The 13,387-nt window shown below is 65.2% G+C and carries 13 protein-coding genes; all 13 read left to right on the top strand.

The genetic code is table 11. The features are described from left to right. The first annotated feature begins 25 nt into the window (after positions 1 to 25). The 13 genes from DEIPE_RS21140 to DEIPE_RS21080 all read left to right on the top strand — a co-directional run bounded on the left by DEIPE_RS21140 (position 26) and on the right by DEIPE_RS21080 (position 13,288). On the top strand, positions 26 to 964 hold the full coding sequence (locus DEIPE_RS21140) for an ABC transporter permease (RefSeq protein ID WP_015231576.1): 939 nt from the start codon (positions 26 to 28) through the stop codon (positions 962 to 964). Between the two features lie 109 nt (positions 965 to 1,073). Beyond that, on the top strand, positions 1,074 to 1,874 hold the full coding sequence (locus tag DEIPE_RS21135) for an ABC transporter permease (protein WP_085931743.1): 801 nt from the start codon (positions 1,074 to 1,076) through the stop codon (positions 1,872 to 1,874). Further along, a complete protein-coding gene (locus tag DEIPE_RS21130) occupies positions 1,871 to 2,872 on the top strand; it encodes an ABC transporter ATP-binding protein (protein ID WP_015231574.1) in 1,002 nt (333 codons plus the stop codon). The genes DEIPE_RS21135 and DEIPE_RS21130 overlap by 4 nt, the downstream gene beginning before the upstream one ends. Next, on the top strand, positions 2,869 to 3,954 hold the full coding sequence (locus tag DEIPE_RS21125; RefSeq protein ID WP_015231573.1) for an ABC transporter ATP-binding protein: 1,086 nt from the start codon (positions 2,869 to 2,871) through the stop codon (positions 3,952 to 3,954). Before DEIPE_RS21130 ends, DEIPE_RS21125 begins: the two co-directional genes overlap by 4 nt. Further along, positions 3,947 to 4,957, top strand: coding sequence for a GntR family transcriptional regulator (locus DEIPE_RS21120; protein ID WP_015231572.1), 1,011 nt, complete (start codon positions 3,947 to 3,949; stop codon positions 4,955 to 4,957). The genes DEIPE_RS21125 and DEIPE_RS21120 overlap by 8 nt, the downstream gene beginning before the upstream one ends. Then, entirely contained in the window at positions 4,954 to 5,682 is a 729-nt protein-coding gene (locus DEIPE_RS21115; RefSeq protein ID WP_015231571.1) for a creatininase family protein, read from the top strand. The genes DEIPE_RS21120 and DEIPE_RS21115 overlap by 4 nt, the downstream gene beginning before the upstream one ends. After that, entirely contained in the window at positions 5,679 to 6,722 is a 1,044-nt protein-coding gene (locus DEIPE_RS21110) for a ketopantoate reductase family protein (protein ID WP_015231570.1), read from the top strand. The genes DEIPE_RS21115 and DEIPE_RS21110 overlap by 4 nt, the downstream gene beginning before the upstream one ends. Continuing rightward, complete coding sequence (locus DEIPE_RS21105; RefSeq protein WP_015231569.1) at positions 6,719 to 7,486, top strand: SDR family NAD(P)-dependent oxidoreductase; 768 nt, start codon at positions 6,719 to 6,721, stop codon at positions 7,484 to 7,486. The genes DEIPE_RS21110 and DEIPE_RS21105 overlap by 4 nt, the downstream gene beginning before the upstream one ends. Further along, complete coding sequence (locus DEIPE_RS21100; protein WP_015231568.1) at positions 7,483 to 8,874, top strand: dipeptidase; 1,392 nt, start codon at positions 7,483 to 7,485, stop codon at positions 8,872 to 8,874. The genes DEIPE_RS21105 and DEIPE_RS21100 overlap by 4 nt, the downstream gene beginning before the upstream one ends. Then, the gene (locus DEIPE_RS21095; protein ID WP_015231567.1) at positions 8,871 to 9,497 is read left to right on the top strand and encodes an RraA family protein; all 627 of its coding nucleotides are present in this window, start codon (positions 8,871 to 8,873) and stop codon (positions 9,495 to 9,497) included. The genes DEIPE_RS21100 and DEIPE_RS21095 overlap by 4 nt, the downstream gene beginning before the upstream one ends. Before the next feature lie 20 nt (positions 9,498 to 9,517). Beyond that, a complete protein-coding gene (locus DEIPE_RS21090) occupies positions 9,518 to 11,038 on the top strand; it encodes a carboxypeptidase M32 (RefSeq protein ID WP_015231566.1) in 1,521 nt (506 codons plus the stop codon). Further along, on the top strand, positions 11,035 to 11,790 hold the full coding sequence (locus tag DEIPE_RS21085; protein ID WP_015231565.1) for an SDR family oxidoreductase: 756 nt from the start codon (positions 11,035 to 11,037) through the stop codon (positions 11,788 to 11,790). Before DEIPE_RS21090 ends, DEIPE_RS21085 begins: the two co-directional genes overlap by 4 nt. A 19-nt stretch (positions 11,791 to 11,809) precedes the next feature. Beyond that, positions 11,810 to 13,288, top strand: coding sequence for an ABC transporter substrate-binding protein (locus DEIPE_RS21080; RefSeq protein WP_015231564.1), 1,479 nt, complete (start codon positions 11,810 to 11,812; stop codon positions 13,286 to 13,288). The last annotated feature ends 99 nt before the right edge of the window (positions 13,289 to 13,387 follow it).

The raw sequence follows: 13,387 nt of genomic DNA, 5'->3' as shown, positions 1-13,387 counted from the left end.
AGCGGCACCTGTTCAGGAGGAAGTGATGCGCGCTTCGTACGTCGCCAAACGCCTGCTGCAGACCATCCCGACGCTGTTCGCGGTGCTCCTGCTGACCTTCCTGCTCGTCCGCCTGCTGCCGGGCGATCCGGCAAGCGCCATCCTCGGAGACCGCGCCACCCCCGAAATCGTCGAACGCACCAACCGTCAGCTCGGCCTGGACCGCCCGCTGCCCGTGCAATTCGGCATCTTCTTGCAACGCCTCGCGCAAGGGGATCTGGGTGAAAGCATCAGCTTGAAAGTACCCGTGCTGCGCCTGATCGGCGAACGCCTGCCCGTCACCTTGTTTCTCACCGCCTACGCCGCAGTGCTCGGCGCGCTGCTCGCCATTCCCCTGGCCGTGCTGGCGGCCGTACACCGCAACCGCTGGATCGACAACCTGATCCGCGCGGTCTTTCAGGTGGGCCTTTCACTTCCAGTGTTCTACATCGCCCTGCAGTTGCTCACGCTGCTCGGCGCGCGGCTGCACTGGTTTCCGATCGGCGGGTACGGCGACACGTTCGGTGAGCACCTCTACCACCTGTTCCTGCCCGCATTCACGCTGGCGTTCAACCTCGCCGCGGTCCTGATGCGCACCTTGCGCAACAGCGTCATCGAGGTTCTCACGGCGGAGTACGTCGAATTCGCCCGCGCCAAAGGCCTGCGCGGACGCGTGGTCATGACGCGTCACGTGCTGCGCAACGCCATGATCTCCACCGTCACCCTGCTCGGCATGAACATCGGGGCGCTCATCGGCGGCGCCGTCATCACCGAAACCGTCTTTGCCATTCCCGGAGTGGGCCGCTTGATGGTCGACGCCATCTTCGGACGGGACTACCCCGTCATTCAGGGCCTCACCATGACCTTCGCGGTCCTGGTGTCACTGGTCTTTTTGATCACCGACCTGCTGCACGCCCGCCTCGATCCACGCATCGAGCATTCATGAACATCGCCGTCCGTTTCCCCACCCTCACCGTGCGAACCCCCGAGAGGAGGAATCCGTGACCACTGCCCTGCAACCCATCGCGCCCAACACACCGCCCACAACGCGCCGCATGCCCAAACCCACCCTGCTGATCGGCCTGCTGATGCTGCTCGTGCTCCTCACCGCGGCGTTCGTGCCGCGCCTCCTGGCGCCCTACAGTCCCACCGACTTCGACTACAACGCCATCCTGCAACCCCCGAATGCCACGCACCCTTTTGGAACGGACAACTTCGGCCGTGACGTGCTGAGCCGCGTCATTCACGGAACCCGCATCGATCTGCAGATCGCGCTCTTCACCACCATGTTTCCGTTTATCTTCGGCAGCCTGCTCGGCGCGCTCACCGGCTTTCTGGGCCGCTGGTCAGACGCGCTGGTGGGCCGCATCGCCGACATCGTGGTGGTGTTTCCCTTCCTGGTGCTGGTCATCGCCATCGTCGCCGTGCTCGGTCCAGGCCTCACCAACATGTACATCGCCGTGAGCGCCGTCGGCTGGGTGACCTACTGGCGTCTGGTGCGCGGTGAAGTGCTCGCGCAGAAAAAAGCCGAGTACGCCCAGGCCGCGCGCGTGCTGGGGTACAGTCCCACCCGGGTGTTGCTGCGTCACATCTTTCCGAATGCCGTGACGCCGGCCGTCGTGTACCTGATGACCGACATGAGCCTCGGCATCCTGCTGGGCGCATCGCTCGGTTACCTCGGCCTCGGCGCTCAGCCTCCCACGCCTGAATGGGGTGTGATGGTCGCGGACGGCAAGAACTTCATGGCCACCGCCTGGTGGATCTCCACCTTTCCCGGTCTGGCCCTCACCTTCGCCGGGGTGACCTTCAGCCTCATCGGCGACGGGCTCGCCGACGCCTTGAGGCCCCGCGCATGACGGTTGCCACCAGCCCCGCCCTGGGCGTGCGTGACCTCAATGTCCGCATTCCCACGCCGAGCGGCGAACTGCACGCCGTGCGCGGCGTGAATTTCGATTTGCGTCCCGGTGAAGTGCTCGGCCTCGTCGGGGAAAGCGGAAGCGGCAAAAGCGTCACGCTGCGCGCGCTGCTCAACCTTCACCGCCCACCGATCAAGGTGAGCGGCACCATCGCCTACCAGGGACTCGATCTGCTCAGCTTGCCCGAATCCAGACTCCGCACCGTTCGGGGAGGGCAGATCAGCATGATCTTTCAGGAACCCATGACAGCCCTGAATCCCGTCCTGACCGTTGGTGAGCAGATTCGCGAAAATTTGCGTGAGCATCGGCGTCTCACCGGCAAGGCTGCCGTGGAGCGCGCAGCGGAACTGCTCGACCTCGTCGGCATTCCCAGCGCCCGGGCGCGCCTGACGGACTATCCCCACCAGTTCTCCGGCGGCATGCGGCAACGCGCCATGATCGCCATCGCCCTGGCGTCCGAACCGCAGATTCTGCTGGCCGACGAACCGACCACCGCGCTGGATGTCACCATTCAGGATCAGATTCTTCGGCTGATCCTGCGCTTGCGTGAACAGCTCGGCATGAGCGTGATCCTGGTGACCCACGATCTCGGGGTCGTCGCGCAGACCTGCGACCGCGTCGCCGTGATGTACGGCGGGAAACTCGTCGAGACGGCGGAGGTCAGCGAGCTGTTTCAGCAGCCACGGCACGCGTACACGCTGGGACTGCTGCGGAGCTTGCCCGGCGGGGGGGCACGGCGGCTTCCCCTGCTGCCCATTCCAGGAGCGCCACCCAATCTGCTGCACCTTCCCGAGGGCTGCCCGTTCGCGCCGCGTTGTACCTACCAGACCCCCGCCTGCGTGAACGGTGAGCCGCCGCTGATCCCCATCACCACTTCCCGGCACAGTGCCTGCGTTCATCATGCCGAGTTGCCCGCACCACAGCAGGTGACCGGATGAGCGCGTCTCCGCTGAGCATTCACGGTCCGTTGCAGTCCTCGTCGGAGGTGCTGATGGACATTCGCAACCTCACCAAGACCTTCCCGGTGCGCCACAGCCTGCTCGAACGCTGGCGCCAGCAGCCCATGAGAAAAGTCCGGGCGCTCAGTGACGTGAACCTCGACGTTCGCAAAGGCGAGACGCTCGGGATCGTCGGGGAAAGTGGCTGCGGCAAATCGACCCTGGCGCGCTGCCTCGTGCGCCTCTACGAGGCGGACAGCGGCAGCGTCAGCTACCAGGGGCAGGACGTGCTGGCGTTGCGCGGCGCTCACCTGCGCGACTACAACCGCCGTGTGCAGATGATCTTTCAGGATCCCTTCTCGTCCCTCAATCCCCGCATGACCGTCCGGCAGGTGCTGCGCGAAGTGCTTTCCGTGCACCGCATGCGCCCAAAAGATCAACTCGACGCGCGGGTGCGTGAGCTGCTCGAACTGGTGGGCCTGCCCGCCGAAGCCGCGCAGCGTTACCCGCACGAATTCAGCGGCGGGCAGCGCCAGCGCATCGGCATCGCCCGCGCCCTGGCCCTCGAACCCGAATGCCTGATCGCCGATGAGCTGGTCTCCGCGCTTGACGTGAGCGTACAGGCGCAAGTCGTGAATCTGCTGCTGGAACTGCAGGAACGCCTCAAGCTCACCGTGCTGTTCGTCGCGCACGATCTGCGTCTGGTGCGGCACCTGTCGCACCGTGTCGCCGTGATGTACCTCGGACGCGTCGTGGAGGTCGCGACGACGGACGCCTTGTTCGAGCAGCCGCTCCACCCTTACACCCAGGCGCTGCTGGCCGCCGCGCCCGACCTCGATCCGCAGCAGCGTGTCACCACACCCGCCTTGCAGGGAGAGCTGCCCAGCCCACTCCACGTTCCGAGTGGCTGCCCGTTTCGTACGCGTTGCCCTCACGCCTTTGACCGCTGCGCGACTGAGCGGCCGGACCTCACGCCCACCAGCAGCGAGCAGACCGTCGCCTGCCATCTCTACACCCACCCGCCGGAACACCCGGTTCGTGGGGCCAGCGCCGAACCGCACAATGTAAGGCGTCATGCATAACACCCCCGACTCGAAAACACCCCGCTTCACCCTGGATCGCTCGCTCAACATCCCCGTGGTGGTACAGCTGCGCGGTCAGATTGAATACGGCATCGCCTGCGGTGAAATCGCACGCGGTTCGCGGCTGCCGAGCGTACGTGAACTCGCGCAGGAACTCGGCATCGGCCACGTCACTGCCGCGCAGGTGTACAAAGACCTCATGGCACGCGGCATGATCGTCACGCACCCCGGCAAGGGCACCTTCGTCGCTCCCGCGACCTCGGCCGCCCGGAGTGCCGCGCCTAACTTCCACCGGATCCGCGCGATGCTGAGTGACGTCCTCGAGCGGGCGGAGCGCGACGGCATCACACCCGAGCAGGTGGCCGAGCTGCTCAACACGCTGCTTTCACGCAGCGCCACGCTTCCTGCGCGCGGCGTACGGGTGGTCATCATCGGCCTCTTTGACGAAGTCACCCGCGCGTACGCGGAGGATCTGCACGCCGCGCTGCTTCCAGAAGATTACGTGCAGGCCGTGACCCTCGAGCAGCTCCGCCATGGGCAGCTGCGAACGGAGATTCAGCAGTCGGACGTGGTCCTCGCGCTCGCGCACCGCGTGAACGAAGCGCGTCAGCTGCTGCCCGGCGTGGACGTCCTGCCCGTCGGATTCATCGCAGCGCCCGCGACCCGCACGGCCCTCGCCGCCCTCGATCCCCGGGTCAGCCTGGCGGTCATCGCTACCTTCGAGGATTTCCTTCCGACCTTCAATGTCGGCGTGAAGCGCTTCGCTCCGCACGTCACCACGGTTCGCGCGACCCACATCAACGCCGCTGACCTGACGGAGTTGCTCGCCTGGTGTGACGTCGCGGTGTACGCCAGCGGCTCGGAACGGATTGCCGAGCTGCTGCCCACCCCAAAGCACGCTTTCGAATACCGCCACACCATTGATCCGCGGGATGTGGAGCAGCTGGTGCTGCCGGCCGTGCATGCCCGCCGGAGCCACGCGGCACAAAGGATAAAAACATGATCCGAAACCTGAACTGGATGCACGTTGAAGCGTACCTGCAGCACGATGACCGCTGCGTGCTGCCCCTCGGAAGCACCGAACAGCACGGCTACCTCAGCTTGTGCGTGGACAACACCCTGCCCGAGAAACTCGCGCTTGACGCCGCCGAACCCCTGGACGTTCCGGTGTTTCCGGTACTGCCCTACGGCATCACCCCTTACTTCCGCGCGTACCCTGGCAGCGTCACGCTGCGCGTACAGACGTACCTCGCCGTCGTACGCGACCTGCTCGACGGGCTGCACGAACAAGGGTTCCGGCGCATCCTGATCGTCAACGGTCACGGTGGCAACTCGCCCGCGCAGGGCTTCGTCGGGGAATGGATGGCCGATCACCCGGGCACGCAGGTGCAGTTTCACAACTGGTGGAACGCCCCGCAGGTGTGGGCGCACGTGCAACGCACGGACAGCAACGCCTCGCACGCTTCCTGGATGGAGAACTTTCCCTGGACCCGCCTTCCGGGCGTCACGCTTCCCGAAGAAGAAAAAACAGCCTTGAACCTCAACCGGTTGCGGCTGCTGGCACCGCAGGAACTGCGTGAGTACCTGGGGGACGGCAATTACGGCGGGAAGTATCAGCGTCCGGATCAGGACATGCTGGCTCTCTGGGACACGGCCGTACGGGAAACGCGCAGCCTGCTCGAAAACGGTTGGGCCGTGACCGAGCGCGTTCAGGCAGGGCAGGGATGAAGCTGCTGATCTGGGGCGCGGGCGCCATTGGCGGCACCATTGGCGCCTACCTTGTGCGCGCCGGCCATGACATCACCTTCGTGGACCGTGCGCCGGAGCACGTGCAGGCCATTCAAGTGACCGGATTGCAAATCACAGGACCCATCGAGGAGTTTACGGTACAAGCGCCCGCCTTCACCCCTGACGAACTCCAGGGGCAGTGGGATACCGTGCTGCTGTGTACTAAAGCACAGGACACACGCAGTGCCGCGCGGGCGCTCGCACCGCACCTCAGCGACAGCGGCAGCGTGGTGTCCGTGCAGAACGGCCTGAACGCGCTGGTACTCAACGAGGAAGTCGGTGCTCACCGCGTGCTGGCCAGCTTCGTGAATTTCGGCGCGGACTACCTGGAGCCCGGGGTAATTCATTACGGCGGGCATGGCGCCGTGGTGATCGGCGAACAAGACGGACAGCTCACACCACGTGCCCGTGCGCTGCACACCCTGCTGCGCCAGTTCGAACCGAACGCCGTCCTGACACCCAACATCAACGGTTACCTGTGGAGCAAACTTGCTTACGGTGCGCTGCTGTTCGCGACCGCCCTCACGAATGACGGCATCGCGGACGCCCTCAACCGCCCTGAGGACCGTGAACTGTACATCGCGCTGGCCCAGGAGGTGCTGCGCGTTGCTGACGTGCACGGCGTGACTCCCGAAGCGTTCAACGGCTTTGATCCCGCCGCGTTCACCCCGGGTGCGTCTGTCGCGGCGGCCCGACAGTCGATGCAGGACATGGTCGTACATAACCGCAAAAGTGCCAAGACGCACAGCGGCATCTGGCGTGACCTGGCCATCCGCAAACGCCGCACGGAAGTCGACGCGCAAGTCGGCTGGGTGGTGCACTTCGGTGAGCAGCACCAGCTGCCAACACCGATTTCCACCCGGCTGATCGAGCTGATTCACGACATCGAGGAAGGACGGCGTGACCAGAGCCGCGACAACCTCGCTGAACTTCACGCCGTGCTGCCGAACAGCTTCCAGACCACCGGAGAAAGTGCGTGAACGTCACTTTCGAGCAGCAGAGCGTGATCGTGACCGGCGCCGCGCATGGCTTCGGGCGCGCCATTGCGCTCGCCTTCGCGCAGCGCGGCGCGGTCGTCTGGGCGTGCGATGTGCAAGAAGAGCGGCTGCACGAAACCGCCCACCTCGCCCGGCAGGGCGCGACGCCCCTTCACACCCGCGCGGTGGACGTGACGTCCCGTGACGCCGTACAGGCCCTTGTCGACGGCGTGCAGCAGCACACGGGCCGTGTTGACGTGCTGGTCAACAATGCCGGAGGAGTGCTTGGGCAGGTGGGCCGTCCCATCGAAGCGATCACCCCGCAGGACTGGCACGCGATCTTCCAGGTGAACGTGGACGGCGCGTTCTACTGCGCCCAGGCGGTCGCGCCGATCATGAAGCAACAGGGACGCGGGCGGATCATCAACATCTCCAGCGGCGCCGGCTTGGGAATCAGCCTGACCGGCATTCAGGCGTACGCCAGCGCGAAAGCCGCGCAGATCGGCCTCACCCGGCAGCTCGCCCATGAACTCGGCGAGTGGGGCATCACCGTGAACAACGTCGCGCCTGGCTTTGTGCGCAGCAATCCCACCACCGAGAAGCAATGGGAAAGTTACGGTGAGGATGGCCAACGGCGCCTGCTGCAGAACATCGCCCTGAAACGCCTTGGCTCTCCCGAAGACATCGCGCACGCCGTGCTGTTCTTCGCGTCGGACTACGCGGGCTGGGTGACCGGGCAAGTGCTCAGCGTGGACGGTGGCAAATGAAGACACTTCCCGACGTGCAGACCGTGCTCGACGCGCGCCGTGACGCGTCCCTGGTGGATCTGGTGGCGTTCGCGAGCATCCCGAGTGTCAGCGCTCAACACCAGCATCGCCACGACCTGCTGCGCGCGGCAGAATGGCTCGCGGAGCGCCTGCGGGCCTGCGGAGAACTCACCGTGGAAGTGTGGCCCACCGCCGGCCATCCGGCAGTGTACGCTGAATGGCTCGGCGCACCCGGGGCGCCCACCGCGCTGATTTACGGGCATTACGACGTGCAACCGCCGGAGCCGCTGGAACGCTGGAACACCCCACCCTTCACACCCACCGTGCGAGACGGCAGGCTGTACGGACGCGGCGTGAGTGACGACAAAGGCCCGCTCTTGATTCCCGTGCAGGTCGCTGACGCTTTTTTCACCGCGCAGGGCGCTTTGCCGATCAACGTCAAGTTCCTCTTCGAGGGTGAGGAGGAAGTCGGCAGCGCGCACCTCGACGCGCTCGTGAGCGAACGCCGTGAACGGCTGCGCGCGGATTTCGTGCTCAGCGCGGACGGCGGCATGTGGAGTGCGGACACGCCTTCCTTGACCGTCAGCGCGCGCGGCATCGCCGCGCTCGAATTCACGCTGCGCGGCCCCGCGAAGGATCTACACTCCGGGCGTCACGGTGGCGCGCTGCAAAACCCACTGCACGCCCTCGCGGCCCTCGTGGCGAGCCTGCATGATGAAAGCGGACGCGTCACCGTCGCGGGCTTTTACGACGGCGTGCAGGACCGCACCCCCGAGGAACGCGCGGAAACGCAGCGGCTGCCTTTCAGTGACGAAGCGTACCTGCAGCAGACCGGAGCGAACGCCACTTTTGGCGAAGCTGGCTACAGCACCCTGGAACGCCAATGGTACCGCCCGACGCTCGAACTGAACGGTCTGTGGGGCGGCTACACCGGCGAAGGCAGCAAAACCGTCCTGCCGTCCGAAGCGCACGCCAAAATCACCTGTCGTCTCGTTCCCGGGCAGGATCCGCAGCACGTCACCCGCCAGATCATCGCTCATCTTCACGCGCAGCTGCCGCCGGGCGTCACGCTGGAGGTGCAGCCCAGCTCGCATGCCGCCCCCGCCTACCACCTGCCCACCCAGCATCCCGCACGCAGCGCCGCGAAAGCCGTGCTGCACGAACTGTACGGCACGCCTCCACTGGAAGTCGGCATGGGCGGCAGTATTCCGGTGCTGGACACCTTCAGTCGGGTGCTCGGCATCGATACCGTCTTCTTCTCGTTCGCCGTCGGTGACGAGGACATTCACGCGCCCAATGAATTCTTCCGGATCGAGCGTCTCGCGCAGGGCCAGCGGGCCTGGGCGCTGCTCTGGCAACGCCTCGCACAGGAGGGCAGGCGCGCATGACGAACGAAGAGGTCATGCGTGCCTTCCGGTCGCTGCTCGACGACGGTGACCTGACCTGCACCGTCAGTGACGCCCTGGGGCGCACCGGAGCGCTCAGCGCGGACTTCCGGCCCGTCTGGCCGGGCGCGCGCCTGATCGGTGAAGCGGTGACCGTGCGCACCTTCGGTACCGACCTGAGCGCGGTCTTCGACGGGATCCAGGCCGCGGTGCCGGGCAGCGTCCTCATCATCGACTCGCACGGAATTCGCAATGCGGCTTTCTGGGGCGAGCGCACCACCCGCATGGCGCAGGCGCGCGGACTGGCCGGTACGGTCATCGACGGAGCCTGCCGGGATGTTGTCGCCATCAGTCGCCTGCAGTACCCCGTGTTCAGTACCGCCATCACCCCGAACGCCGGTCTGCCCGGTGGGCGCGGAAGCGTCAACCAGACCGTTCAGGCCGGCGGAATTCCCGTGCAGCCGCAGGACCTGGTGATCGCCGATGAAAACGGTGTAGTGGTCATTCCCCAGGCCCTCGCTTCGGAAATACTGCAGCGCGTACACGCGGCCCTCGACGATGAACGAAAAGCGTTCGTGCTCGCCGCACAGGGCGCGTCCGTGCCACCCTCCAACCCTCGCGAATAAGGTTCGAAAGGCAGGCTGCCGTGAGTGAATTTCAAGATCGAGCTGCAGAAATCAACGATTTGCTGTGCGTACTGAATGTCCTCACCTGGGACGCCCGCACACAGATGCCCAGCGGCGGCAGCGCCACGCGCGCACAACAGCTGGCGACGGTCAGTGCCATCGCCCGCGCGCGCCTGCTCGACCCGGCCTTCGAGCAGGCCGCGCTGCGCGCCCAGCAGCAGGAAACCACCCGGCGGGCCGCTTCTCAGGCCCTGGGCGCGACCCGCGCGATGAAACGCATTCCCGAACGGCTCACCCGCGAACTCGCGCTCACCAAAAGCGCCGCGCAGGACGCCTGGGCGCGGGCCAAAGATGCCAATGATTTCGCGAGTTTCGCGCCGCACCTGCAGCGCATGATCAGCCTTTCACGCGAACTCGCCGACGCCCTCGGGTACCAGGACCATCCTTACGATGCGCTGCTGGGACTCTACGAACCCGGGCTCACCAGCCGCAGCCTCCATACACTCTTTGAGGGTCTGCGCGCGCACCATGTCCCTTTGCTCAAGGTCATCAGGACGCGACCACAGCCACGCACGGATTTCCTGAGGCGCTGCTACCCCAGTGAAGGACAACGGACGTTTTCCCTCGGCGTCGCGCAGGCTTTCGGGTACGACCTGACACGTGGCCGCCTGGACGCGTCCGCGCATCCTTTCGAGATCAGCTTCACCCGTCAGGACGTGCGCATCACCACCCGCTACCGTGAGCACTTCCTGCCCGCCGCGCTGTTCGGCACGCTGCACGAAACAGGCCACGCGCTGTACGAACAAAACGTCTCACCGGAACTGACCCGCAGCGTGCTCGCCAGCGACCTGCTCGGTTTGTACGCGGTGGGCGGCGCGAGTTACGGTACGCACGAAAGCCAGTCGCGCTTGTGGGAGAACCGCATCGGCCGCTCCCGCACTTTCTGGGAACTGCACTTTCCGCACTTGCAGGATCACTTTCCCGAACAGCTCGCGGACGTCACCACCACCGAATTCCACCGCGCCGTCAATGTCGTCGAACCCAGCCTCATCCGCGTTGAAGCCGACGAACTGACCTACGACCTGCACATCATGCTGCGGGTCGACCTCGAGATGGCGCTCATTCAGGGTGACCTCGACGTGCAGGATCTGCCGGACGTCTGGAATGAACGCCTGCAGTCCGATCTGGGCCTCACCCCACCCGACGATGCGCGCGGAGTGCTGCAGGACATTCACTGGTCCGCGGGCCTGTTTGGTTCCTTTCCCACCTACACCATCGGGAACGTCATGGCCTCGCAGTTTTACGAAGCCGCACAGCGCGCGATTCCCGAACTGAACGGGCAGCTCGAACGAGGCGACTACGGCACGCTGCGCACGTACCTCACCACGCAGGTCTACCAGCATGGCCGCACCTTCACCCCGCACGAACTGCTGGTGCGCAGCACCGGACGCGGCCTGGATCCGCAACCCTACCTCGCTTACCTCACCGGCAAGTACAGCGAACTGTACGATCTGCCGACCGCCCACCGGGAGCACGCATGAACTCCACGCCAGGAAAACTCAGCGGAAAAGCAGCCATCGTCACCGGCGCCAGCAGCGGCATTGGCGTCGCCACCGCCCTCGCGCTGGCTGGCGAAGGCGCGGCGGTCGTCCTGACAGCCCGCCGCGAAGAGCGCCTGCAGGACGTCGCGCGCCGGATCCGCACGGCCGGCGGTCAGGCGGAAGTCGTCGTGGCTGACGTGGCGAAGGAAGCGCAGGCCCAGGAGATCGTACAGCGCGCCATGGACGCTTTTGGCCGAATTGACATTCTGGTGAACAACGCCGGGCTGATGCTGCTCGGCCCTGTCGTGGGCGCTGACACCACCGACTGGCAACGCATGATCGACGTGAACCTGCTGGGCTTGATGTACGCCACCCACGCTGCGCTGCCCCACATGCAAAGGCAAGGTGAAGGGCACATCGTGAATATCTCATCCGTTTCCGGTCGCGGCGCCAGCCCGACGTCCGCCGGATACAGCGCCAGTAAATGGGCAGTGGGCGGCTTCAGTGAAGGTCTCCGCCAGGAAGTGCGTCTGCACGGTATTCGCGTCACGGTCATCGAACCGGGCGTGGTCGCCACGGAACTCACCGACCACATCACGCACCAGGCCACCAAGTCAAGCTACGAAGAGCGCATCAAGACCATGACCCCCCTCGAGGCCGAGGACATCGCCGCGGCCGTCACGTACGCCGTCACGCAGCCCAAACGCGTCAACGTCAACCAACTGCTGATCCGCCCTCTCGACCAAGGCTGACCGCCGAAAGGAGCATTTCATGCTGAGCACTCCGCGCGCACTCCTCACGCTTGCCCTGCTGACCGTCAACGTCGCAACCGCGCAGACCCTCACCGTCGGACTCGACGCGGACCCCGTGCGCCTCGATCCCACCTTCAGCGCCGCCGCGGTGGACCGTCACGTGCTGTATCAGGTGTTCGACCGCCTGGTGGACGTCGATGAGAACCTCAAGATCATTCCCTCCGTCGCCAAAAGCTGGAAAATCAGCCAGGACGGCCTGACCTACACCCTCAACCTGCACAGCGGCATCAAATTTCATGACGGCACGGTGCTCGACGCAGCCGCCGTGAAGTACTCGCTTGAGCGCAGCATGACCCTCGAAGGCAGCGCGCGCAAGAACGAACTGTCCGTCATCAAGAGCGTCACGGCCGTCAACCCCACCACCGTCCGGCTGGACCTGAATGCGCCCTTCGGACCCTTGCTGGCCATTCTTGGCGACCGTGCAGGCATGATTGTCTCCCCGCAAGCCGCCCGCAGCGCCGGAGCGGACTTCGGCCGCGCGCCCGTTGGCAGCGGCCCCTTCAAATACACCAGCCGAACCCAACAGGACAACATCACCCTCAGCGCCCACGAAGGCTACTGGGCAGGCGCACCAAAAATCGACAAGCTGGTCTACCGGCCTTTCCCGGACGGTGACATCCGCTACGCCAACCTGATCTCCGGCGCCGCGCAGGTGGTGGTGCTGGACGCCAAGGACGTGGCGAAGCTCGAAAGCAACGACCGCTTCAGTGTGGTCAACATCCCCACGCTGGGCTTTCAGGGCATCTGGCTCAACACCCGGCGCGCCCCGTTCAACAACAAGCTCGTCCGGCAGGCCCTGTCGCAAACGATTGACCGCAACGCCGTCACGAACGTCGTGTTTCGCAACACTGCCAAACCCGCCGCAGGGCCCTTCCCGCCCGGAACGCCCGCCTACAGCAGCAGCATCAAGGTGCCCACTCCCAACGTCCCGGAGGCCCGCAAGAAACTTCAGCAAGCCGGTCAGAGCAATCTCAGCTTCACCTTGATCGCCGCGACCGGAACCGTCACCTCCCAACTCGCGCAACTGTACCAGGCGATGTTCGCGCAGGCTGGCATCACCATGAAAATCGAGCTCGTGGACAACGCTGCCCTTGGGGCCCGCGCCCAAACCTTTGATTTCGATGCGGCGCTGCTCAACTGGAGCGGGCGCATTGACCCGGACGGCAACATCTTTGATTGGGTCAGGACCGGCGGGACGTACAACTACGGCCGTTACAGCAACCCGGAAGTCGATGCCCTGCTCGCCAAGGCACGCCTGCAAAGTGCCATGAGCGCCCGAAAAGCCACCTACAACGTCGCGCTGGGCAAAGTCCTCGACGACTCGCCCTACATCTGGGTGTACCACCAGGCACACCTGTACGGCGCTTCCAAAGCCCTCGGTGGACTCAAGCTGATTCCTGACGGAATCTTGCGTTTCAACACCGTCACCCTGCGTTGAAGGTCGGTCGAGGCCGATATAAACAGTCGGCCTCGATCGAAGCGCCACGTCCTCGACCTTTGAAGTCCGTTGCGGGCTCGCTTCACCTGACCGGGAGGT

Origin of the sequence: Deinococcus peraridilitoris DSM 19664 (genome assembly GCF_000317835.1) — a bacterium.
GTDB classification, from domain to species: domain Bacteria; phylum Deinococcota; class Deinococci; order Deinococcales; family Deinococcaceae; genus Deinococcus_A; species Deinococcus_A peraridilitoris.
The sequence above is the reverse complement of the archived record's forward strand: the minus strand, read 5'-3'. Positions and strand labels throughout refer to the sequence as shown.